Genomic DNA, 23,332 nt, shown 5'->3' with positions numbered 1-23,332 from the left:
TTAGAATAAGTTGTAATTTGTACGTAATACCTTGAATTCCGTTCTCCGGTTGATCTGGTCGGCTATTTCTTGTTGTTCCGGTGGTAAGGCAAGGATGAATTCCTCGGTAAGCACATCCCCTTCTTTTAAGAAATCGAATTGTTTGGCCATCCTCTTGTTGATGGTCTTAGGAACACTTTCTCCGTATCCTTTCGCTTCCAGGCGATCTGCTTCAATACCTCCTGCGATCAAATAGTCTACGACCGATTGCGCACGACGTTGAGCCAGCCGCTCGTTATATTGGTCTGTACCTTTCCGGTCTGTGTGGGCACCAAGCTCGATCGTTACATTCGGGTTGTCGTTTAGCATCTTGATCATCTCATCCAGCGCTTTCTTGGATTCCGGACGTAGGGTAGCCTTATCGAAATCGTAGAAAATATTCTCAATGACAACCGGTTTACTGATCGGAGAGAGGAAGAAGTCTACGATATATGTCTCGTTTTTCTCCTCTGGCCCGGTATGTAGCTCGTAATTCTGGTTGAGGTAGCCTCGGGCACTGGCCATCATGACATAACGGATGTCTCGTTCCAGCTCTACACGGTAGGTTCCGTCTTTCTTGACGGGGACTTTCACGTTCAGCCCGTCTTTTCCGACAATACGTACGGTAGCGTCTTCGATCGGATATTCATCGACATCGTTTACGATTCCTTCTATGAAGATGGTGATCGTGGGCAACTCGAAAGAGTAGATATGGTCGTAACCCCTAGCGTCGTTACGATTGGAACAGAAGAAGCCCCGTTCCTCTTTTCCGGCGAAAGTGATGCCGAAATCGTCTCCCATAGAGTTGATAGGGGCACCTAGGTTCTCGACGTTCCACTTCCCCGTGCTGTCTTGCGTGGCCTTGAACAGATCGAGGCCACCCATTCCCGGATGTCCGTTGGAGGCGAAATAGAGAGTGACAGAATCCCGGGCATACGGGAACATCTCGTCTCCCGGGGTGTTGATTTCCTCGCCGAGATTCTCCATCGGGCCGAAATCGTTTCCCGCTACCCGGGCACGGAAAATATCTTTACCGCCGAAACCGCCTACGGCATCGGATACAAAATACAGGTATTTGCCATCCGGCGAGATGGATGGATGTCCAAGGGCGGTAACCGAGTCTTTCACGATCATCGCACGGGTCCCTTTCCCCCATTTGGCGCTACTTCGGGTAGATATGTAAATCTCGGCCGTCCGAGGGCCTTCCGGATCTTGGGCGCAGTAAGTATAGTACATCGTATTCCCATCGGGTGAGAAGGAGGGGGTTCCTTCGTCGTATTCCGTATTCACTTCATCTTCCAATTCTACAGGGGCTAGCCAAGCCCCTTTCTCGTCTTGCTTAACCAAGAAGAGGTTGTTGTTGTTTTGCCCGGTGATAGCGCTGACTTTTGCGTCCTTGTCTTTCGAGCGGGATGAGGCGAAGTATAGTTGGTCGTATTTATCCCCGGCTAGCATCGGACTGAATTCTCCTCGGCGGGAATTGAATTTGTCCATACGCCTTACCTCATAGCGGGTAGGGTTCTTTTTCCATCCGGGGGCAAGCTCGCATCCCTGTATGCCGTTGATGGCTAACAAGCTGCTGGGGTCGTTCTCCATGTAAATATCGTAGTTCTTGATCGCTTCGGCATAGCGTCCGGCCTTATGCTGCATCTGGGCCAGGCGCAGGTAGACGATACTGTCCGGATAATCGTAACGGATGGCGTTCATATAAGCGCTAGTCGCTTTCCCTGTATTGTTGATCAACCGGTTACATTCGGCCATACGGTAGGCGATGTAACCGCGTAAATCTCTTTTTTTCGGGGATGTTTTCGTGTAAACTTTGCGATAAATGGCTGCGGCCTCATAGTACTCCCCGATACGTTGTTTTTCCTCGGCATCGCTCAATTTCGCCGATTTGCAGGAATATAAGGAAGATACGATGAGCAAAAATAAAACATATATGGAAAAATGCGCTTTCATTCAGTCTGGAATATATTCATGCAAATATAACGAATTGTATGGGATCTTATTGTATGTCTGTTACAATAACAATGAGCTATCTCCATAACTCAAGAACCTGAAATCGTGATCTAAGGCATACTCATAGATAGATTTCCAGTTTCCTTTTACGAAAGCGGAGATCAGTAAAAGTAAGGTGCTTTTGGGCTGATGGAAGTTGGTGACGATTCCTTTCACGATCTTGAACTCATAGCCCGGAGCGATGATGATTTGCGTAGCTGTCACCAAGGTATCCGTATGGTGTTTATCCAGATAATCGAGGATATTTTGAAGGGATCGTTCCACTGTCAGCCGGTTGTTATTAGTGTCGTAGGGCATCCATTGTTTTACGACAAGATCCTCGGAAGTCGCTTCCGGATTGCTTTCGAGGATCACGCCCATGTAATAAAGACTTTCCAAGGTTCGTACGGAAGTTGTTCCTACGGCGATGATATTTCCAAGGTTGCTTTTAATGCGTTCGATGGAACTGCGACGGACGGAGATAAATTCCGTGTGCATCTCGTGCCCTTCGATCGTGTCGCTTTTTACGGGTTTGAAGGTTCCCGCTCCGACATGTAAGGTGACTTCTTCCCGTTGGATGCCTCGAGCGTCTATGTCGGCGAGTACCTCCGGCGTGAAATGAAGTCCGGCGGTCGGTGCGGCGACAGAGCCTTTTATCTTGGAATAGACTGTTTGATAAGTCTGGAGATCGCTCTTCTCTGTTTCCCTGTGCAAATAAGGAGGGATTGGCAAGACTCCGGCGGCATCCAAGATGTCGGCGAATGTATAGGCTTCGTTGTCCCAGGTGAATTCGATCAAGTGTGTGTCGCCGTGAGATTCTTTTTTGTTCGCTGTCAGCACGACCGGCTGATCCTCGATAAAGATCGTTTTGGATAAAGTTCCCTCTTTCCATTTCTTGAGGTTGCCAACCAAGCAGGTCCAACTACAACGGCGGGGCTCTTGGAAGATCAAGGCGTAATCATGCGGCTCGATAGGCTCTAGGCAGAAGATCTCGATACGTGCGCCGGTCTCTTTCTGGAAAAGCAGGCGGGCTTGTATGACCCGGGTGTTGTTGAATACCATCAAGGTGTTCTGGGGGAGATAATCCGTGATATGTTTAAAGATACTTTCGCTTATTTCTCCGTTACGGTAAAGTAAGAGCTTGGATTCATCTCTCCTAGGCAATGGGAATTTTGCGATTCGTTCGTCCGGTAACGAATAGTTATAATCATCAATACGTATTTCTTGCGTCTTCATTACTTCTTCTGTCCTGTTAAAAAATATCCGTTCGTACGGATTCCGGGTGCAAAAGTAGTAAATAGGTTTCGGATTCGCGGATTATTCCCTAATTTTGTGCGCATAATGTAATAAGGTATAGAATATGAGTATTCAAATAGGTGATAAAGTTCGCTTCCTGAATAGTGTGGGAGGTGGAGTCGTATGTGGATTCCAAGGAAAGGATCAAGTGTTGGTCGAGGATGAGGATGGATTCGAGGTTCCGGCCTTGATCAAGGAATGTGTCGTGATCGGCGGCAACGATATGCAGGTGTATAGTTCGAACCGCCCGAAAGTACAGGTTCCGGTAGAGACTCCTTCTCCGAGGAAACCTGAGCCGAAAGAGGAAAAGGTTGAGGAGACACCGGAAGGAGAGCGTTTGAACGTATATCTGGCTTATCTTCCGGTTGATCCGAAAGCGTTTCAGCAATGTGGTTATGAGACGTATTTCGTGAATGATAGCAATTATTATTTGTTCTTCAATTATATGAACCGGACGAATAATAGCTGGACGAGCCGTTATAACGGGATTATCGAGCCGAATACCAAAATCTTCTTGGAAGAGTTCGGTAAGCCGGAGTTGAATGACTTGGAGAGGATTTGCGTGCAACTGATCGCTTTCAAGAAAGATAAGCCTTATTCGTTGAAAAATGCCGTGTCTGTGGAGTTGCGTTTGGATACGGTTAAATTTTATAAGCTTCATTGTTTTATGGAGAATGATTTCTTCGAGGAAGATGCTTTGGTTTATCCGATTATCCGCAATGATCTGCCCGAGAAGGAATTGTTGGTATCGGCTGCGGAGTTGCAGGAAGCTATGTTACGAAAGGTTTGCGAGGAGCGTAGGGTTCCCCGGCAGATCGTGAAGAAGAAGCCGATGAATAGCGCTATCTTGGAGGTGGATTTGCATATAACCGAGTTGTTGGATAACACGAATGGATTGAGTAACGCGGATATGTTGACTTATCAATTGGATAAATTTCATGAGGTATTGGCGCAATATGCTTCCAAGAAAGGACAGAAGATTGTCTTTATCCACGGGAAAGGCGACGGCGTGCTTCGCAAAGCGATTGAGAAAGAATTGAAAACCCGCTATAAACAATATTATTACCAAGACGCTTCTTTCCGCGAATATGGTTTTGGAGCGACTATGGTAACGATTAAGTAGTAACCATATATTGGAGTTTAGGACATATGGCGATTGAGATTGAACGGAAATTCTTGGTCTCCGGTGATTTCTTGCCGGAGGCTGTCAGTTCCACCCATATCGTGCAGGGATATATTTGCTCGCAGCCCGGACGTACGGTTCGTATCCGTATCCGGGGGGAAGAGGGATTCCTGACTATCAAAGGCGCTTCGGATGAGAAAGGTTTGAGCCGTTATGAGTTTGAGCAAAAGATTCCTTTGGCAGATGCCGAGCGATTGATGGGACTTTGTGAGCCGGGAGTGATCGACAAAGTGCGTTATCTGATTCCCAAAGGCCGCCATACGTGGGAAGTCGATGTCTTCCGCGGAATGAATGAGGGATTGATCCTTGCGGAGATCGAGTTATCGTCTGAGGATGAATCTTTCGAGAGACCGGCCTGGCTGGGAGAGGAGGTGAGTGGCGACCGCCGTTATTATAATTCAATGTTAACAAAACATCCTTTTAATAGTTCAAATACATGAAAAAACTCTTTTTATCTCTAGCAGCCGCTATATTGGCGTTTCCGGCTTTGGCCGATGAGGGTATGTGGCTGCTTCCTTTATTGAAACAACAGAAGTTTGCGGAAATGCAAGCTCTGGGGTTGCGATTAAGCGATCAGGAAGTGTATAGTGCCGAGGCTCCTTCCTTGAAAGATGCGGTAGTCCGTTTTGGTGGAGGTTGTACGGGCGAGATAATCTCGCCGGACGGTTTGGTGCTGACAAACCATCATTGCGGTTATGGTAGTATCCAGCGTCACAGCACCTTGGAGCATGATTATCTGACTGATGGCTTTTGGGCGATGTCTCGTGATAAGGAACTTCCGAATCCGGGATTGACGGTTACTTTTATCGATAAGATCGATGACGTGACTGATTATGTAATGTCGGAGCTGAAAAAGATTACAGATCCGAATAGTATGGATTTCTTGTCCGCTAAGTACCTGAACAATCTGGCGAGAGCGAAAGTCGGTGAGAAATTCTTACAGGATAATCCGGGAACGGAAGTCGAGATCAAGGCTTTCTATGGAGGCAATAAATACTATATGTTCACGAAGAAGATCTATTCTGATGTCCGTTTGGTAGGTGCCCCTCCTTCGTCTATCGGTAAATTCGGTGCGGATACGGATAACTGGATGTGGCCTCGCCATACCGGAGATTTCTCTCTTTTCCGTGTATACGCCGATGCGAACGGAAATCCGGCCCCTTATTCGGAGACTAATGTTCCGCTTCGCCCGAAGCGTTGGTTGAAGCTTTCCATAAAAGGTGTGGAGGAGAATGATTATGCCATGATTATGGGGTTTCCCGGTCGCACGAATAAGTATTATACTTCGTGGGAGGTAGCCGAGCGCCGGGATATAGATAATGCGGTACGTATCAATATCCGTAATATCCGTCAACAGGCGATGCTTGAGGAGATGCTGAAAGATCCGCAAGTCCGGATTCAATATGCTAGCAAATACGCTAGCTCTACGAACGCTTATAAGAATGCGATCGGTAGTAATTGGGCGATCAACAAGCGTGATTTTGAGCAAGTGAAAGCTGACGAGCAGAATCGTTTGATCGCTTGGTCAAAGAAGATGTGTGAGCCTTCTTATCCGGAAGCTCTCCTGACATTGGAGCAGATCGTTCATGATCGTAAGGATTTGCGCTTCCGAAGCTGGATGTTGGATGAGGCTTTGAGCCGCGGTATTGAGTTCTCGAAAGTACCGACCGATATCGGGTCTATATGCGAGGCTTTGCAAGGAAAGGATCGGGCCGAGCAACAGAAACAGGTCTCTCTATTGGAGAAAGCTTATCAGCGTTTCGCCGATAAGGATTATGCGCCGGAGGTTGATAAGAAGATTGCGAAAGTCATGTTAAAGGAATACAGGCGCTTGGTCGCTCCGGGAGCGCAACCAGCTTATTTTTCCGTAATCGATAGTAAATTTAAGGGGGATGTGAATAAATTCGTGGATTATCTATTTGATAAATCCATCTATGGCAGTGAGAAGAACTTTAGTGAGTTCAAGAAGCATCCGTCTGCCAAGGTTTTGAGGGAAGATCCGATGATCTTGTTCGCCCAATCCGTGAAAGAGGAGAAAAAGGCCTTGAATAAGGCATTGGCTGATTTTGATGCCGGATATGCGATTGCCCACCGCACGTATGTAAAAGGACTTTTGGCGATGTATGGAGATTTGGCCAGTTTCCCGGACGCAAACTCTACGCTTCGTCTGACTTATGGACAAGTGAAAGGCTATAGCCCCCGCGATTGTGATTATTACGGCCATCAAACAACATTAGACGGCGTGATGGAGAAGGAAGATTCCACGAACTGGGAGTTTGTGGTTCCTGCTCGTTTGAAAGAATTATATCAAGCAAGGGATTTTGGCCCTTATAAGATGTCGAGTGGTAAAATGCCGGTCGCTTTCTGTGCTACGACTCATACGACAGGAGGAAATTCCGGAAGTCCGGTCTTGAATGGACAAGGGGAATTGATCGGCATCAATTTTGATCGTAACTGGGAAGGTGTAGGTGGTGATATCCAATATCTGCCCGACTACCAACGTAGCATTATCGTAGATATCCGTTATGTTCTGTTCGTGATAGATAAATATGCCGGGGCCGGTTATTTATTAGACGAGATGGAATTGGTCAGATAACAATAAATTCTTACGATCAGCCTGATATTCAGGCTGTATCGTGAGTTCTTATAAATGCAAAAAGAGGAGGCATATCTCTTAGAGATACGTCTCCTCCTTTTGTATATGTATATCTATGACTTAATAAATCTTATCAAGATCAGCGGCTTTGACTCTGAAGATATGGCCGTTACGAGAGAATACTAACTCACCGTCTTCCTTCTTCTTCTGATTCACCAAACGCTGAAAAGCTATATTCGCACCTTTTACTATATTCTCTTCGAATTCTCTAACCTCTTGCTCATTCATGATGTTCAAGTTTTGTAAAAATATCTTGATTATAAACTTCTTTTTTATCATTCTTGAATCCCTTGGCGATCACTTCCATGGGAGACATCGAATTATCTGTTATCATCCAATAGTCACTAATGGGCAGGTATAGCTCAAACAAATTATGGATACCGGCCTCATACCGGCGCCTTATCGTTGCTTCCGGGATATTGTGACCTCCGGCGGCTACCCTCATTTTCACTCGTTCCACGGCTAAATCCGGTGTATTCAACCAGAAATAAAGCAATGTAACATAATAACCTTCCCTTTGTGCTTCCCGTATCAGGTTTGCGACTGAACGGGTGGCCAGCGTAGTTTCCATCGCAAAAGTCTCACCGGCACCGATGAGTTCCTTTATTCGTTTATACATAATACGGCTAGCTTCAACGGCGACGGCTATACTGTCTGCATTAAAAGGAGAAAGTCCCTTGGCTATCTCGTCTGAGTTAACAAACTCCTTGCACTTTAACATTTCTGGTAAAATCGTGAAGGAAGCTGTTGTTTTTCCTGCTCCGTTGCAACCTGATATTATATATAAATATGGCACTGTCTGCTGTTTTTGATGTTGCAAATATATGTAATAGTTTTTTAATATGCGTCGTTTTATTTCTCAAAAATCGTGAAAATGTGCAGGAAATGTACTTTTAACTAACAGGTTTGTTGGGGAAAGAGGAGGTTTTGTTAATTTTTATACCCAGAGTAGATCACTCATTATTCCATCGGAAACGAAGATTCCTGCCTTAGATAAAATCAATTTGTCATCGGTTTGTAATAAGAACCCTTGGTTGATATAGGGCTGTGCTTGCTTTTGACAATAAGAAAGGAGCTTCCTTCCGAATTTTGTCTGGATATCAGCGAAAGAGATTCCCCACATCGTCCGAAGACCGGTGATGATGAAGTCGTTATATCGGGTATATAGGTCTAAATTCTCAGATTCTATTACCGGATGCCCGTTTTCTATACCTTCTATATATATAGGTAGAGAAGATGGATTCCACTCCCGGTCTATTCCGTTATAAGAATGGGCGGAAGGACCGAGCCCCAGATATTTCTTTCCTGTCCAATAGGAACTGTTATGCTTGGAGAAGAATCCGGGTCGGGCGAAATTCGATATCTCGTAATGCGAATAACCCGCTTCCGTCAGCCGATCTATTAATGTGGAGAAGAACGAGACGCTTAACTCTTCATCTACGGGTTTCACTTTTCCCGCTTCCATCAATTTGTAAAGAGCGGTACCTTCCTCGTAAATGAGGTGGTAAGCGGAAAGATGGGGAACATCCAGTTGGATCGCTTGTCGCAAATTGTCTTCCCATGCTTGCGGCGTTTGGTTTGGGAGTCCGTAGATCAAATCGATACTGATATTTGTAATCCCATGTTCTTTACATAGCTCTACAGCTTTAATCGCTTGCTCCCGATCATGACGGCGGTTCAGGAAACGTAAATCTTTCGAATGGAAACTTTGTACCCCCATGCTGACCCGGTTAAAAGGAAAATACCGGAGAAGCGATACATATTCTGGTTTTATGTCATCCGGATTCGCCTCTAAAGTGATCTCCGCTTGCTCGGCTACATCGAAATGATGATAAATGGCCTCGAATATCTTCCCGAAATCTTTCTCGTCTAATTGGGAGGGTGTACCTCCCCCGAAGTAAATGGTTTCTAACGTTTCATTTCCTATATATCCCTTACGCAATTCCATCTCTTTTATAAGTGCGTTTATATATGGCTCTTTGTACTTCATCTCCGTATTGGAAAAAAAGTCACAGTATAAACACCGCTTGGCGCAAAAAGGGACGTGGATGTATAAGCCTGCCATATTTATAATATTCGTAGTCTTTGAGGATATTGCATGAACTTATGTATGTATTTTTCTGCTTTTGATAATTTCTTTTCGTGCAGAGGCATTAATGTTTCTAGCAAATCCATCTTTCGGGCCTTGAATTCAATTGTAGTCATATCAGCCATATATTTATGATACAAAGGTACATAAAAACATTGAGTTAATCCTACTGCTGCACAACATAGTTCTCAAACACTGGGTGATAATTGCTTTTTTCCTTTACAATCTCTAATTTGCGCCCTCGTGAAAATGATTCACGCCAAATAAACGTATTGTTAAACTCAAATAAATCCTGATATCATGAAAGTATACCAAACAAATGAAATCAAGAACATCTCTATCTTGGGAAGTTCTGGCTCTGGGAAAACCACTCTCGCTGAAGCTATGCTTTACGAGGGTGGAGTTATAAAACGTCGCGGCTCCGTTGAGGCAGGGAATACGGTGTCCGACTATTTCCCGGTTGAGAAAGAGTATGGATACTCAGTGTTCTCAACCGTTTTCAGTGTAGAATGGCAGGATCGGAAACTGAATTTCATCGATTGTCCGGGTTCGGATGATTTCGTGGGAGGAGCTGTTTCCGCATTGAATGTCACGGATACGGCACTGATGGTATTGAACGCCCAGTACGGTGTAGAGGTTGGAACTGTCAATCAGTTCCGGTATACTGAACAATTCCATAAACCGGTGATTTTCGTTGTCAACCAGCTTGATAATGATAAAGCCGACTATGAGGGGACCATCGCCCAATTGAAAGACCGATGGGGTAATAAGATCGTACCTATCCAATATCCGATTAGTTGCGGCTCTTCTTTCAATGCCGTGGTGGATGTATTAAAGATGAAGATGTATCGTTGGAAGCCGGAAGGTGGAGTTCCTGACGTATTGGAAATCCCCGCTGAGGAAATGGATAAGGCGATGGAGCTACATCAAGCTTTGGTGGAAGCCGCCGCTGAGAACGACGATATGTTGATGGAGAAATTCTTTGAGGAAGGAGCTTTGAGCGAGGACGATATGCGTGCCGGTATCCGTGCGGGTTTGGTTACTCGCGGCATGTTCCCGGTATTCTGTGTATGCGCCGGTCGTGATATGTGCGTTCGCCGTACGTTGGAGTTCTTGGGTAATGTGGTTCCTTGTACCGACAAGATGCCTCGTTTGATTACTACGGAAGGTGTGGAGGTGACTCCGGATTCGAACGGTCCTACAAGCTTGTTCTTCTTTAAGACAACCGTGGAACCTCATATCGGTCAGGTTTCCTATTTTAAAGTGATATCAGGAAAAGTAAAAGAAGGTGACGACTTGATGAATGCCGATCGTGGTTCGAAGGAACGTATCGCGCAGTTATTTGCGGTGGCCGGACAAACCCGTATCCCGGTTACGGAAATGGTAGCGGGCGATATCGGAGCAACCGTTAAGTTGAAGGATGTTCGTCGTGGTAATACCTTGAATGGAAAAGGTTGCGATTATCGTTTCGACTTCATTAAATATCCAGACCCGAAATATCGTCGTGCTATCAAACCTGTGAATGAGGCAGACGCGGAGAAGATGATGGAAATCTTGATGCGTATGCGCGAGGAAGATCCGACATGGGTAATCGAGCAGTCCAAGGAATTGAAGCAGACAATCGTTTCCGGCCAGGGAGAGTTCCATCTTCGTACATTGAAATGGAGAATCGAGAATAATGATAAATTGCCGATCGAGTACTTGGAGCCGAAGATTCCGTATCGCGAGACGATCACGAAAGCGGCCCGTGCGGATTATCGCCATAAGAAGCAATCTGGTGGCGCAGGCCAATTTGGTGAGGTTCACTTGATTATCGAGCCTTATTATGAAGGTATGCCAGCTCCGGATACCTATCGTTTCGGTGGACAGGAATATAAGATGAATGTCCGTGATACCCAGATAATCGATCTGGATTGGGGAGGTAAGGTCGTGTTCGTGAACTGTATCGTTGGTGGCGCTATCGACGCTCGTTTCTTGCCGGCTATCCTGAAAGGTATTATGGGACGCATGGAGCAGGGGCCGTTGACCGGTTCGTATGCTCGTGACGTACGTATCTGTGTATACGATGGTAAGATGCATCCGGTAGATAGTAATGAAATTTCGTTTATGCTTGCCGGACGTAATGCTTTCAGTACCGCATTCAAAGATGCCGGTCCTAAGATATTGGAACCTGTTTACGATGTGGAGGTTTCTGTTCCCGCTGATTATCTAGGTGATGTAATGAGCGACTTACAAGGACGCCGTGCCTTGATTATGGGAATGAACAGTGAGAAAGGATTTGAGAAGCTATTAGCGAAAGTTCCTTTGAAAGAGATGTCTAATTATTCAACTTCATTAAGTTCTATTACGGGAGGACGTGCCTCGTTTACGATGCGGTTCGCTAGTTATGAGTTGGTTCCTGCCGACGTACAAGAGAAGTTGTTAAAGGCTTACGAGGCTACTCAATCGGAAGAATAGGTAAAGTAAAATGTCATCATAATTTTTTAATATTTAAAGTTAAACAAGAAAAGGCCGGCTTTGTGAAGAGCTGGCCTTTTTGTTATGCCTTTTTCACCAGGTTGTCGTGAGCTTGTAATATCGAAGGCGTTCTTTTGTATCATCTTAAATAAAGCAAAGATGATATTAAGAAAATATTATCCGACTATTGTCCTCTCGGACATCCATCTGGGCTCGGAGCATTCCCGGACGGAGGAAGTAACCCTTTTTCTCAAGAGCGTGGATTGCGATCGATTGATTCTGAATGGCGATATTATCGATGGCTGGCAACTGAAGAAATCCGGTAAACGCTGGAAGCAAAAGCATACAGATTTCTTTAAGGTATTGATGAAAATGATGGAGAAAAGGGGTACGGAGATTATCTATGTAGTGGGGAACCATGATGATTTCCTCGATAGCTTGGTTCCTTTTAAGTTCTCCAATATCTCGGTCGTAAAGGATTATCTGCTGAATACGAGACGAGGTAAACGTTATCTCGTGACACACGGCGATATTTTCGATACGGTCACGACCCATATGCGTTGGCTCGCCATGCTGGGGGATGTAGGATATACTTTCTTATTGTGGTTGAACAAGGTCTACAACCGCCGTAGGGAGAGGCAAGGGAAACCTTATTTCTCTTTATCCCAAGAGGTAAAGCACCGGGTGAAAAGTGCGGTCTTTTATATCTCGGAGTTTGAGAAAGAGCTGGTGCGCCTAGCGGAGGCCAAGCGTCTGGACGGGATTATTTGCGGCCATATCCATCAAGCGGCGAACATCTGGTATGGCAACGTGCATTACTTGAACTCCGGCGATTGGGTGGAAAGCATGACTGCCCTCGTGGAAGATGAGCAAGGAGAGTGGGATATTGTTACATATAATAATGTACAACTATATGTAGATGCCGTATGAGATTCCTGTTTATCATACAAGGTGAAGGGCGTGGGCATTTGACCCAGGCGTTATCCTTACGCCAGAAATTGCTGACCGAAGGGCATGAAGTCGTAGGTGTGTTGGTGGGAAAAAGCCCGGCCCGCCGTTTACCGGATTTTTTCTTGGATAGGATTCAATCGCCGGTATATCCGTTTGAGAGCCCGAACTTTTTACCGACGGCTAAGAATAAACAAGTGAATTTGATGCGTAGCGTATTATATAATGTATTGCGTCTGCGCAAATATATGGGAAGTATCCGTTATATCGATCGGATGATCCGGCAGACGGATGCGGATGTCGTCGTGAATTTCTACGAATTGCTGACGGGATTGACTTATTTGCTTTTTCGTCCGAAAGCGACGATGGTGTGTATCGCCCATCAATACCTATTCTTACATCCGGACTTTGTTTTCCCGAGGCAAAATGCGTTATCATTGGCATCGTTACGCTTTTTTACGAGATTGACGGCGATAGGCTCCGTCAAGAAATTGGCCTTGTCTTTCCGGAAGATGCGTGAGGTACCGTCAGAAGGAATAGTCGTGGTTCCTCCTTTATTAAGGCAAGAGGTCTTGGATGCAGTTCCTTCGGACGGTGGTTATTTGCATGGTTATCTGTTAAATAGCGGGTTTAGTGAGGAGATCCGTTCTTGGCATTCCCGCCATCCTGAAGTACCGATGCATTTCTTTTGGGATAAGAAAGATCAATTAGATGAGGTGAAAATAGACGACCGCCTTTCTTTCCATCAACTGGATGATACGTTGTTTCTACATTATATGTCGGGGGCGAAGGCTTATGCTACGACCGCCGGGTTCGAATCGGTCTGTGAGGCGATGTATCTGAATAAACCCGTGTTGATGGTTCCTACTCATATTGAGCAAGCTTGTAACGCTTACGATGCCTCTTTGTCTGGCGCGGGCGTTGTCGCTGATTGTTTTGATCTGGACGCATTGGTATCTATCTCGAAAAAACATACGGAGAATCCGGTGTTCCGGCATTGGGTAAGACAAGCGGATTGGCTTATTCTTCGTGAGTTCCGCGAGGATTTGCTACGTGAGGAACATCCGGCAACAAACCTAGAGAGGATTACGACAAACTGGGTGGCACGTCTGGGGAGATTCCTGCCCATCTAGGAACTTATACCAGTGCCATGCTGATGAAACGGGTGTGCCACGCTGATGAAACGGCTGTGCCATGCCGATGGCACGCTCATGCCATCGGCATGGCACTGAAGTCTTACTTATTCAGCGCTTGCTCAATATCGGCGATAATATCATCGGCATTTTCGATACCTACGGAGAAACGGATCAAGTCCGGAGCCACGCCTGCCTCGATCAACTGCTCATCGCTCAACTGGCGGTGCGTATGGCTGGCCGGGTGAAGTACGCAAGTACGAGCATCCGCTACGTGGGTTACGATAGCGGCGAGTTTCAGGTTATCCATAAACTTGATCGCCACTTCTCGTCCTCCTTTCAATCCGAAGGACAGTACGCCGCAAGAACCATTCGGTAGATATTTCTTGGCGAGTTCATGATACGGATTGCCTTCCAACTCCGGGTAATGAACCCAAGCCACCTTATCACATTTTTGCAGCCATTGCGCTACCGCCAAGGCGTTTTTGCAGTGTTGCGGTACACGCAGGTGCAATGTCTCCAAACCAAGATTCAATAGGAATGCGTTTTGCGGAGATTGGATCGATCCGAGGTCACGCATGAGTTGGCTGGTCGCTTTCGTGATGAATGCCAATTTCCCAAATGCCTTGGTATAGGTCAGACCGTGGTAAGACGGATCTGGCTGGCAAAGTCCCGGGAACTTCTCGGCGTGCGCTTCCCAATCGAAATTTCCGCTATCCACGATACAACCGCCTACACTCGTGGCATGTCCGTCCATGTATTTAGTCGTGGAGTGAGTAACGATATCCGCACCCCATTCGAACGGACGGCAATTGATCGGTGTGGCGAATGTATTATCGACAATCAAAGGTACGCCATGACTATGGGCTATACGAGCAAACTTCTCTATATCCAATACCATGACACCCGGGTTGGAGATCATCTCTCCGAACATCGCTTTCGTATTCGGACGGAAAGCCTTGGAAATCTCTTCCTCACTTGCGTCTTGGTCGACGAACGTACATTCAATTCCCAGTTTCTTCAAGGTAACGGCCAATAGGTTATAGGTTCCTCCGTAAATGCTGGTAGCGCTTACGATATGATCGCCAGCCTCGCAAATATTGAAAAAGGCAAAGAAATTTGCCGCTTGCCCGGACGAGGTTAACATGGCTGCCACGCCTCCTTCTAGCGCCGCGATTTTAGCGGCTACAGCGTCGTTTGTCGGATTTTGCAAGCGAGTATAGAAATAGCCGCTTTCTTCCAAGTCGAACAACTTAGCCATTTGCTCACTGGTCTCATACTTGAATGTCGTGCTTTGATAGATCGGGAGGACACGGGGCTCTCCTTTCTTTGGTTGCCAACCGGCCTGTACGCACAGGGTCTCCGGTTTGAATTTGTTATCCATATAGGTTGTTTTTTAATTAAATGTCATTTTAATCGCGAATGTACGGAAAATCGGTAAGAATTGTTCCGCTTACAAGATCTTCTTCTGTAAGATACTGAACCAGATGAAAGCGATAACACCTTTTAGCATGCTGGAAATACTGATTGCCCACCAAACGCCCGTAATGCCCAGTCCCGCGGCCGCCAGCCCGATGGCTAAAGGTATGCGTAGGGTGTTGCACGAGATACTGATGATCGCCGGTGGAACGGTTCGGCCGGTACCGTAAAACATCCCTTGTGTGGTAATTTCCAACATCATGAGGATCATTGAATACCCATCGATTCGAAGAAATACGCCACCGGCTTCGTAAGCGGCTTGTTCCGGCACGATCAACGAGAATATCTCGCTACCGTAAAAGACGAATAACAACGTGCAGAGTACACCGATGATGGAAGTCATTTTAAGCGTCGTATGATAAGCGGTCAGGATACGTTCTTTCTTACGTGCGGCGTAGTTCTGAGCGGTGAAAGCGGAGAGGGCCGTGCTGAAACCTTGAGAGGTGTTCCATGCGATCGCCTCCATTTGTCCGCCAGCCGTAAGAGTCATCAGGCCGATGTGTCCTCCGTAAGTAGAGGCTGTACGGGCCATGAAAAGATTAATGATTGCGAAAAACGTATTTAATAACGCCACCGGAAGGCCCAATTGGAAGATCCTCTTGGTGTATCGTTCTTTTAAACGGACAAAGAACGGGAATCCCCCGAACAATTTATTCCGGTACTTTAACTGATAGACGAATAATCCGCAAACCACCCCTTGAGAGATCCATGTAGCCCAAGCAGCGCCAGCCGTTCCCATACCGAACCCGAATATAAACAACGGATCTAGCACCATATTGAGTAAAAGGCCTGTTCCGCTGATATAGAATGGAGTCTTACTCAAACCCGAGGCATTATGAATCCCGGTAAACGCCGCCGAGAGGAAGATAAACGGAAAAGCGGAAGCGATGATTCTCAGGTATTCCACGGCATTCAGCGCGATCGGTTCCTCCAGTTTGTAGAAGCCGATAATCGGATGGGCGAGGACGAATAACAAGAATCCCCAGCATAGCGAGAGGATCAAGGCGATCGTTAGGTTATGGGAAGCGAATCCCCGGGCATCTTCCACGTTTTGCGCCCCGATACTTTGCCCGACGCTCACCTCCGAGCCCACTTTATTCAAGTAAGAGATTGAGTTCGTCATCCAAGTAAGGATACCTACGGCGCCGATGGCGGCTACAGCCTCGCTTCCCAGCCGGCCCACCCAAGCCATGTCGGTGATGCTATAGGCCATTTGGATAAATGAGGTACCCATGATCGGCATCGCCAGATTGAATAATTGCCGGGAGATGACGCCTTCGGTCAGATTCTTTGTTCCTTGCATGATCGTTTGTTTAAACTTGCGCGAAAGTAAAAATAATTTTCCTACCTTTAGCGATGTTAATCTTAAAGAATAGTATGATGATAACGAGACGGAATTTTTTGAAAGCGGGTGCCGCGGTGGCAGCGCTGAGTGTAGTGCCCAATGGCTTCGCCTCTATCTTAGCTAAGAAAGAGAAGGCGATAGGCGTGCAATTGTATAGTGTCCGGGATGATTTACGGACGGATTTTGACGGGACGATGAAGGCTTTGGTGGACATCGGTTATAAACGGATGGAAGCCGCCGGTTACCGGGATGGCAAATTCTATGGGAAATCTCCGGCCGAGATGAAGAAATACCTGGCAGATATGGGTGCCCGTATGGTGGGTTCTCATACCGGAAGCGGTTTGTTGGCAGAAGGTGATACCAAAGGCTGGGATTTCTGGAAAAAGAATGCCGCTGATACGGCTGAGGTAGGTTGTAAATGGATCGTTCAGGCGGGTTATCCTTCCAAGGATATCAAAAGCCTTTCGGACGTGATGCGTTTAGCGGATCAATTTAACAAATGTGGTGAGATCGCGAAGTCGAATGGTTTACGTTTCGCTTTCCATAACCATGTGGATGAATTCCATGAACTGGAAGGAAAAATACCGTTCGACGTGATGATCGAGAATACGGACAAAGGGTTGGTTACTTTCCAGATCGATACGGCCCAATTGGTGTATGGCGGTTTTAAATGCCATGATTACGTGAACCGTTATCCCGGCCGTTTCGCCAACTGGCACTTGAAAGACGCGAACGCGGATGGAAAGGGCAGCACGGAGATGGGTGCCGGAATCGTAGACTTCAAGTCTTTATTCGCTGTAGCTGAGAAGGCCGGATTAGAGGATTACTTCGTTGAACAAGAACGTTATAATATGACACCGCTACAAGCGATGAAACATGACTATGACTTCTTGATGAATGCTTCTTATGTGAAGTGGTAAATACGGGTATCCTTTTCGGAAGGTAAGTAAGAAGCCTCTGTCCGACGGCGATGTGCGAAACTGTCGGACAGAGGCTTTGATTGATACGGTTGTCTATCTTGAATGAGAAGTATAGGCATAACCTCATACCGATATAAGCGTAGCCTTATGTCGGTATCGATGTGAGGCTATACCGGTACGGGCACAAGGCAGCGCCAGTACCGGTGTTTTTTACCGGATAAACAGCAATTCCCTATACTTCGGCAACGGCCACATCTGGTTGTCTACCATCAATTCCAGATCATCGATATGGTCACGGATCTCGTCCAGATAAGGAGCAACCGAGTCATGGTAAGCGATCGCCTTTTCCCGCATATCGGTCAAGCGGTTCGCTTTCTTGCGGGCCTCTACCATCTCATCTACTTTCTTGGTCACGGCACAGATATGTCCGGCTATCTTACGGACTAAGCGACGGGGCTCTTCCGACATGTCGCGGAATTCCGGCTCTTCGCCGAATGTCTCTTTCAACTTCGCTATATTATCCAGTAGCACACTCTGGTAACGAACGGCTACCGGGATGATATGGTTCAAGGATAAATCCCCTAATACACGGGCCTCGATCTGTACCTTTTTGATATAGACTTCCCATTTTACCTCATTACGTGCTTCCAATTCTTTCTGGGTAAGCACGCCGGTAGATGTGAACATCTCGATTGACTCCGGTTTAAGATAAGCGTCGTATTGCAAAGGGACACTATTTTGGCAATCCAGGCCTCGCTTGGCAGCTTCTTCTTTCCATTCGTCGGAATAGCCGTTTCCGTCAAAGCGGATCGGTTTGGATTCCTTGATATAGGCTTTCAACACCTTGAAGATCGCTACTTCCTTGCTTTTACCTTCCGCTTGCAAGGCCTCTACGTCTTTCTTGAATTGTTGTAATTGATAAGCCACGGCAGAGTTCAATGCTAACATGGCCGATCCGCAGTTCACGGAAGAACCGGGGGCACGGAACTCAAAACGGTTTCCGGTGAAGGCGAAAGGAGAGGTACGGTTACGATCCGTATTGTCCAGCAGCAGTTCGGGGATCTGCCCGAAGCCAAGATGCAAGCCCTTTTTGTCGTCCACCTCGATGGCATCCTCGATAGAGCTATTCTCGAACTTATCCAAGATCTCGCTGATTTGTGTTCCGAGGAAAGTGGAGATGATAGCGGGAGGAGCCTCGTTCGCTCCAAGACGATGTGCGTTCGTGGCGGAAGCGATACTTGCTTTTAATAAAGCGTTGTATTTGTAAACGGCCATGATGGTGTTCACCACGAAAGTGATGAAACGTAAGTTGTCCTCGCGATCTTTACCCGGCGAGAATAAGTTTACGCCCTTGTCCGTTCCCATAGACCAGTTGCAGTGTTTACCGGAACCGTTTACCCCGTTGAAAGGTTTCTCGTGTAATAATACGCGGAAGTTATGATGGCGGGCCACACGTTTCATGACCGACATCAATAACTGGTTATGGTCGTTCGCCAAATTGCACTCCTCATAAATGGGGGCAAGCTCGAACTGGTTGGGAGCTACCTCGTTATGACGTGTCTTGACCGGGATGCCTAATTTATAACATTCGGTCTCCAGATCTTTCATGAATTCTTGTACACGAGAAGGAATAGCGCCGAAATAATGATCGTCCAACTGTTGGTTCTTGGCGCTTTCGTGCCCGAGTAGCGTACGCTCGGTCAATGATAAGTCGGGTCGTGCGGAATATAAATCCTCGTCCACCAAGAAGTATTCCTGTTCCCATCCCAGATAGGTAATCACTTTGTTGACATCCTCGTCGAAGTATTTGTAGACCTCTTTCGCCGCCTCGCCTAAAACCTCGATGGAACGGATAAGCGGGGTCTTATAATCGAGGGCCTCGCCTGTGTAAGCGATAAAGACGGTAGGGATACAAAGTGTGTCATCTACGATAAAAGCGGGAGAGGAAGGGTCCCAGGCTGAGTAGCCGCGGGCCTCGAAAGTATTGCGAAGGCCACCGTTCGGGAAACTGGAAGCGTCCGGTTCTTGCTGGACGAGCAACTTACCGCTGAACTCCTCGATCATACCGCCGTTGCCATCGTGTTCTACAAAAGCGTCGTGCTTTTCGGCGGTGCCATCGGTAAGCGGTTGAAACCAGTGGGTGTAATGAGTGACTCCTTTTTCCAATGCCCACATACGCATGCCGGCTGCCACATGATTGGCTATTTCCCGGTCGATAGGCGTGCCACTGTCAATGGCGTGGGTCAAGGCTTTGTACGTTTCCTTGGAGAGATATTTCTGCATAGCCTTCCGGTTGAAGACATTCTCGCCATAGTACTCAGATACTTTGTGTTCGGGAGTGACGGCTTCCACGGCCTTTCGGTTGGATGCCTTCTCCACAGCATTAAAGCGTGAGATTGACATTGTTGAATTATTTTATGTATTTACGACGCGAAAATACAAAACAGTTGACAATTGACAGTTGGCAATTGACAATTATTTAGTTTTCTCTATTAAATTGTCAATTTACTTCTCTAACTGTCAATTGCCAACTGCCGACGGTCAAGGATTAAAACAGACTCCAAGCCACCGTCAATCCCGCCATCACGATCGCTACCATGCTCATCAGCTTAATAAGGATATTCAAGCTCGGGCCGGAAGTGTCTTTGAACGGATCGCCAACCGTATCGCCGACAACGGTTGCCTTATGTGCCTCGCTACCTTTGCCGCCGTGATTTCCTTCCTCGATGAATTTCTTTGCGTTATCCCATGCTCCTCCGGCGTTCGCCATGAATACGGCTAATACGAAACCTGTGCTTAATCCACCGATCAATAATCCGACAACGCCTGTCACGCCAAAAACAAGTCCGGTCAGGATGGGGGCGATAATGGCTAATACGGAGGGAAGTACCATCTCATGCTGCGCTCCTTTCGTCGAGATCTCAACGCAACGGGCATAATCCGGTTGTGCCTCTCCTGTCAGGATACCCTTGATCTCCTTGAACTGACGGCGAACTTCCTCCACCATGTGCCCGGCCGCACGTCCTACAGCGTTCATCGTAAGGCCGCAGAACATGAATGCCATCATGGAACCTAAGAACATTCCGGCCAGCACCTTCGGATTCATCAAGGTAACATCATAATATACCATAAAGTCCGAGAAGGAGGCTTTGGATATTTCAATGCTCCTGCCATCGGTAAAGTTCAGGGCCGTCTCGCCCAAGCGGAGCAGACCGATCTTGATCTCTTCTACATAAGAAGCCAACAAAGCTAAGCCGGTTAATGCGGCGGAACCGATAGCGAAACCTTTTCCCGTAGCCGCTGTCGTATTTCCCAATGAATCCAATGCGTCCGTACGTTTACGTACTTCTTTCCCGAGGTTACACATCTCGGCGTTACCTCCGGCATTATCCGCTATAGGGCCGTAAGCGTCCGTGGCCAACGTGATACCCAATGTCGATAGCATACCTACAGCCGCTATACCGATTCCGTATAATCCCATGCCCACGTTCGTGAAATCGAATCCGGAGGCGAACAAGAAGGAGCAGATGATACCGACTACAACGGCAAGTACCGGGATGGCTGTTGAGAGCATCCCCAGCCCGAGGCCGGAGATAATAACCGTTGCCGGGCCAGTCAGTCCCGATTCGGAAACAAGCCGGGTCGGTTTATAGGATTGAGAGGTATAATATTCTGTCGCTTGCCCGATCACGATCCCGACTAGCAAACCCACGATTACAGAGCAACCGATCCAGAACCAATTCTCCATGCCTAATACATAAAGAATCCCGAACGTAGAAATGGCGATCAATACGGAACTCAGGTTTGTTCCTATGGCCAGCGCTTTCAAAAGTTGCTTGATCGTCGCGTTCTCGTTCGTACGGACGGCGAATATACCGATAATAGATAAAATGATACCTACGGCGGCGATCAGCATCGGAGCGATAACCGCCTTATATTGTAATTCTACGTTTCCGGTAGAAACGAATGCGGCGGCTCCCAATGCGGCGGTTGCAAGGATAGAACCGCAGTAAGATTCATATAGATCGGCTCCCATTCCGGCGACGTCACCTACATTGTCGCCTACGTTATCGGCGATTGTCGCCGGGTTACGAGGATCATCCTCCGGGATTCCTGCCTCAACTTTACCTACCAAATCCGCTCCGACATCGGCGGCTTTCGTATAGATTCCTCCTCCTACACGTGCGAACAAGGCTTGCGTAGAGGCACCCATTCCGAAAGTAAGCATGGTTGTGGTGATCATCGTGAGTTTATGAGTCGGGTCTAAGGCCTCGTCTGGGATGAAAGCATTTAACAGGATATACCAGAAAGAGATATCCAGTAATCCAAGGCCTACGACCACCAGGCCCATGACCGCTCCACTCCGGAAGGCGACTTGCAAACCTTTGTTCAAGGAAGTACGGGCTGCGTTCGCTGTACGGGCCGAGGCATAAGTTGCGGTCTTCATACCTAAGAAACCCGCTAATCCGGAAAAGAATCCTCCTGTCAGGAAGGCGATCGGAACCCATTCGTTTTGCACGTGGAAGCCATAGGCCATAATAGAGAACAAGATTACTAGGACAACAAAAACGGAGGCGACTACTTTGTATTGCTGTTTCAGATACGACATCGCCCCTTCACGCACAAAGGAGGCGATCTTTTTCATCAACTCAGTTCCTTCACTCTCTTTCATCATTTGCCTGAAGAAGAACCAGGCGAACACCAGCGCTAAAACAGACGCTGACGGGATAATCCAGAAAATACTCGTAATCATAACGTGGTAGATTTAATGTTATACTAAAAAAGCGATATGACAATGTCTTTGCTTTCTGTGTAAATGTAGCAAAAATAAAAGAGTATAGAAACTTTTTCCCTAATAATAATGTTTGTAATTAAAAAAAACAGCATATTTGTTACCGGATTAAGAGACAAGAAATAAATGGCAGAAGAGACGAACCATAAACCCTATAGGTTGGGCTTGGCGCTTAGCGGAGGCGGAGCGAAAGGTTTTGCACATATCGGCGTATTTCGAATGATGGAGGAATGTGCGCTGAGACCGGATATTATAGTGGGTACCAGCGCGGGGGCTTTGATGGGAACCTTGTTTGCCGATGGGTATTCGGCGGCAGAGATCCAAGAGCTTTTTACCGGACGTGAGTTCTCTGAATTCGCCCGATTACAAATACCAAAGGCTGGGTTGTTCGACAGTAAACGTTTTCGTTATTTCTTGAGGCGACACTTGCGGACCAAGAACATCGAGGATTTGCAGATTCCGATGGTGATTGTCGCGACGGACTTGGATAATGGCGAAAGCCATGAATTTAGGAGTGGTCCTATTGTCGAGGCGGTGACAGCTTCTTGTAGTATCCCGATTATTTTCAGTCCTGTTGTCATCAATGGTGTTCATTATGTGGATGGGGGTTTATTTCATAACTTTCCGGTCTCCATCATCCGTGAGGAATGTGAACGTATTATCGGGGTGAACGTAAGCCCGTTGATCCCGCAAAAATATAAGCAGACCATATTCCATATCGCCGAGCGTTCTTACCATTATATGTTCCGGGCGAATACGCTGGAGGATCGAGAGATGTGCGACGTCTTGATAGAGGCGGAGGAATTTGGCCTGTATAAGACGTTTGACCTTGAGAATGTAGACGTGATTTGTAATATTGGCTATTCTGCCGCTGCCCGAAGTTTTGAGAAAGTATTGAATGAAAATAAATATGAAACCTTGGTGAAAGCGATCGCGGCAAGAAAGAAAGGCCTGATGCCGTGACAAAGCGTCTGTCTGGACAAAGTGCTTTCCCGCAAAAACTTTATATATAGATGAA

At 46.8% G+C, this 23,332-nt stretch carries 17 protein-coding genes; 8 read left to right on the top strand and 9 right to left on the bottom strand.

Annotated elements, in window-relative coordinates:
- Together Q0110_RS03725 and Q0110_RS03720 are read right to left on the bottom strand one after the other, a co-directional pair.
- On the bottom strand, positions 1 to 1,977 hold the full coding sequence (locus Q0110_RS03725) for an OmpA family protein (RefSeq protein WP_297902747.1): 1,977 nt from the start codon (positions 1,975 to 1,977) through the stop codon (positions 1 to 3).
- Positions 1,978 to 2,037: 60 nt separating this feature from the next.
- Positions 2,038 to 3,252, bottom strand: a complete 1,215-nt coding sequence (locus tag Q0110_RS03720) for an S-adenosylmethionine:tRNA ribosyltransferase-isomerase (RefSeq protein ID WP_297902744.1) — start codon at positions 3,250 to 3,252, stop codon at positions 2,038 to 2,040.
- Between the two features lie 124 nt (positions 3,253 to 3,376).
- On the opposite strand from Q0110_RS03720, the gene Q0110_RS03715 reads away from it, so the two are divergent.
- Genes Q0110_RS03715 through Q0110_RS03705 form a run of 3 tightly spaced genes read left to right on the top strand, consistent with a single transcriptional unit; the run spans position 3,377 to position 7,091 of the window.
- Positions 3,377 to 4,435, top strand: coding sequence for a DUF2027 domain-containing protein (locus tag Q0110_RS03715; RefSeq protein WP_297902741.1), 1,059 nt, complete (start codon positions 3,377 to 3,379; stop codon positions 4,433 to 4,435).
- 26 nt (positions 4,436 to 4,461) lie between these two features.
- Positions 4,462 to 4,935 carry a CYTH domain-containing protein gene (locus tag Q0110_RS03710; RefSeq protein ID WP_297902738.1) on the top strand — a complete coding sequence of 158 codons (474 nt, stop codon included), beginning with the start codon at positions 4,462 to 4,464 and terminating at the stop codon, positions 4,933 to 4,935.
- Positions 4,932 to 7,091, top strand: coding sequence for a S46 family peptidase (locus Q0110_RS03705; RefSeq protein WP_297902736.1), 2,160 nt, complete (start codon positions 4,932 to 4,934; stop codon positions 7,089 to 7,091). Before Q0110_RS03710 ends, Q0110_RS03705 begins: the two co-directional genes overlap by 4 nt.
- 120 nt (positions 7,092 to 7,211) lie before the next feature.
- Here the strand turns inward: Q0110_RS03705 and Q0110_RS03700 are convergent, their stop codons facing one another.
- The 3 genes from Q0110_RS03700 to hemW form a co-directional block, all read right to left on the bottom strand.
- Entirely contained in the window at positions 7,212 to 7,379 is a 168-nt protein-coding gene (locus tag Q0110_RS03700) for a hypothetical protein (protein ID WP_168354445.1), read from the bottom strand.
- The gene (locus Q0110_RS03695) at positions 7,372 to 7,971 is read right to left on the bottom strand and encodes a zeta toxin family protein (RefSeq protein WP_297902731.1); all 600 of its coding nucleotides are present in this window, start codon (positions 7,969 to 7,971) and stop codon (positions 7,372 to 7,374) included. Before Q0110_RS03695 ends, Q0110_RS03700 begins: the two co-directional genes overlap by 8 nt.
- A gap of 117 nt (positions 7,972 to 8,088) precedes the next feature.
- The gene (gene hemW / locus Q0110_RS03690) at positions 8,089 to 9,216 is read right to left on the bottom strand and encodes a radical SAM family heme chaperone HemW (RefSeq protein ID WP_297902728.1); all 1,128 of its coding nucleotides are present in this window, start codon (positions 9,214 to 9,216) and stop codon (positions 8,089 to 8,091) included.
- 324 nt (positions 9,217 to 9,540) lie between these two features.
- On the opposite strand from hemW, the gene Q0110_RS03685 reads away from it, so the two are divergent.
- The 3 genes from Q0110_RS03685 (at position 9,541) to Q0110_RS03675 (ending at position 13,778) form a co-directional block, all read left to right on the top strand.
- Positions 9,541 to 11,697 (top strand): elongation factor G, encoded by a 2,157-nt coding sequence (locus Q0110_RS03685; protein ID WP_297902725.1) that lies wholly within the window; start codon positions 9,541 to 9,543, stop codon positions 11,695 to 11,697.
- Between the two features lie 159 nt (positions 11,698 to 11,856).
- Positions 11,857 to 12,627: a UDP-2,3-diacylglucosamine diphosphatase gene (locus Q0110_RS03680; RefSeq protein WP_297902723.1), complete on the top strand. Its 771-nt coding sequence runs from the start codon at positions 11,857 to 11,859 to the stop codon at positions 12,625 to 12,627.
- On the top strand, positions 12,624 to 13,778 hold the full coding sequence (locus Q0110_RS03675; RefSeq protein ID WP_297902720.1) for a glycosyltransferase family protein: 1,155 nt from the start codon (positions 12,624 to 12,626) through the stop codon (positions 13,776 to 13,778). Before Q0110_RS03680 ends, Q0110_RS03675 begins: the two co-directional genes overlap by 4 nt.
- Positions 13,779 to 13,881: 103 nt before the next feature.
- Here the strand turns inward: Q0110_RS03675 and Q0110_RS03670 are convergent, their stop codons facing one another.
- Both Q0110_RS03670 and Q0110_RS03665 read right to left on the bottom strand, forming a co-directional pair.
- Positions 13,882 to 15,162 carry an O-acetylhomoserine aminocarboxypropyltransferase/cysteine synthase family protein gene (locus Q0110_RS03670; RefSeq protein WP_297902717.1) on the bottom strand — a complete coding sequence of 427 codons (1,281 nt, stop codon included), beginning with the start codon at positions 15,160 to 15,162 and terminating at the stop codon, positions 13,882 to 13,884.
- A gap of 69 nt (positions 15,163 to 15,231) precedes the next feature.
- A complete protein-coding gene (locus Q0110_RS03665) occupies positions 15,232 to 16,560 on the bottom strand; it encodes an MATE family efflux transporter (RefSeq protein ID WP_297902714.1) in 1,329 nt (442 codons plus the stop codon).
- Positions 16,561 to 16,634: 74 nt separating this feature from the next.
- Between Q0110_RS03665 and Q0110_RS03660 the strand changes: the two genes are divergently transcribed.
- Positions 16,635 to 17,522, top strand: a complete 888-nt coding sequence (locus Q0110_RS03660) for a TIM barrel protein (RefSeq protein WP_297902710.1) — start codon at positions 16,635 to 16,637, stop codon at positions 17,520 to 17,522.
- A gap of 210 nt (positions 17,523 to 17,732) precedes the next feature.
- On the opposite strand, the gene Q0110_RS03655 is transcribed toward Q0110_RS03660, so the two are convergent.
- Entirely contained in the window at positions 17,733 to 19,925 is a 2,193-nt protein-coding gene (locus tag Q0110_RS03655) for a glutamine synthetase III (protein WP_297902707.1), read from the bottom strand.
- Between the two features lie 145 nt (positions 19,926 to 20,070).
- On the bottom strand, positions 20,071 to 22,275 hold the full coding sequence (locus Q0110_RS03650) for a sodium-translocating pyrophosphatase (protein ID WP_297902704.1): 2,205 nt from the start codon (positions 22,273 to 22,275) through the stop codon (positions 20,071 to 20,073).
- A gap of 165 nt (positions 22,276 to 22,440) precedes the next feature.
- Between Q0110_RS03650 and Q0110_RS03645 the strand changes: the two genes are divergently transcribed.
- Positions 22,441 to 23,277 carry a patatin-like phospholipase family protein gene (locus Q0110_RS03645; RefSeq protein WP_297902701.1) on the top strand — a complete coding sequence of 279 codons (837 nt, stop codon included), beginning with the start codon at positions 22,441 to 22,443 and terminating at the stop codon, positions 23,275 to 23,277.
- The last annotated feature ends 55 nt before the right edge of the window (positions 23,278 to 23,332 follow it).

Origin of the sequence: uncultured Parabacteroides sp. (genome assembly GCF_947855115.1) — a bacterium.
GTDB lineage: Bacteria > Bacteroidota > Bacteroidia > Bacteroidales > Tannerellaceae > Parabacteroides.
Note: the sequence above shows the minus strand (reverse complement) of the source record. Positions and strands in the feature narration are given on the sequence as shown.

Coding starts and splice junctions, on each gene's coding strand:
- Q0110_RS03650 (WP_297902704.1), bottom strand. CDS start 22,275: ATGATTACGAGTATTTTCTGGATTATCCCGTCAGCGTCTGTTTTAGCG.
- Q0110_RS03720 (WP_297902744.1), bottom strand. CDS start 3,252: ATGAAGACGCAAGAAATACGTATTGATGATTATAACTATTCGTTACCG.
- Q0110_RS03675 (WP_297902720.1), top strand. CDS start 12,624: ATGAGATTCCTGTTTATCATACAAGGTGAAGGGCGTGGGCATTTGACC.
- Q0110_RS03705 (WP_297902736.1), top strand. CDS start 4,932: ATGAAAAAACTCTTTTTATCTCTAGCAGCCGCTATATTGGCGTTTCCG.
- Q0110_RS03725 (WP_297902747.1), bottom strand. CDS start 1,977: ATGAAAGCGCATTTTTCCATATATGTTTTATTTTTGCTCATCGTATCT.
- Q0110_RS03665 (WP_297902714.1), bottom strand. CDS start 16,560: ATGCAAGGAACAAAGAATCTGACCGAAGGCGTCATCTCCCGGCAATTA.
- Q0110_RS03645 (WP_297902701.1), top strand. CDS start 22,441: ATGGCAGAAGAGACGAACCATAAACCCTATAGGTTGGGCTTGGCGCTT.
- hemW (WP_297902728.1), bottom strand. CDS start 9,216: ATGGCAGGCTTATACATCCACGTCCCTTTTTGCGCCAAGCGGTGTTTA.
- Q0110_RS03670 (WP_297902717.1), bottom strand. CDS start 15,162: ATGGATAACAAATTCAAACCGGAGACCCTGTGCGTACAGGCCGGTTGG.
- Q0110_RS03660 (WP_297902710.1), top strand. CDS start 16,635: ATGATGATAACGAGACGGAATTTTTTGAAAGCGGGTGCCGCGGTGGCA.
- Q0110_RS03655 (WP_297902707.1), bottom strand. CDS start 19,925: ATGTCAATCTCACGCTTTAATGCTGTGGAGAAGGCATCCAACCGAAAG.
- Q0110_RS03685 (WP_297902725.1), top strand. CDS start 9,541: ATGAAAGTATACCAAACAAATGAAATCAAGAACATCTCTATCTTGGGA.
- Q0110_RS03700 (WP_168354445.1), bottom strand. CDS start 7,379: ATGAATGAGCAAGAGGTTAGAGAATTCGAAGAGAATATAGTAAAAGGT.
- Q0110_RS03715 (WP_297902741.1), top strand. CDS start 3,377: ATGAGTATTCAAATAGGTGATAAAGTTCGCTTCCTGAATAGTGTGGGA.
- Q0110_RS03710 (WP_297902738.1), top strand. CDS start 4,462: ATGGCGATTGAGATTGAACGGAAATTCTTGGTCTCCGGTGATTTCTTG.
- Q0110_RS03680 (WP_297902723.1), top strand. CDS start 11,857: ATGATATTAAGAAAATATTATCCGACTATTGTCCTCTCGGACATCCAT.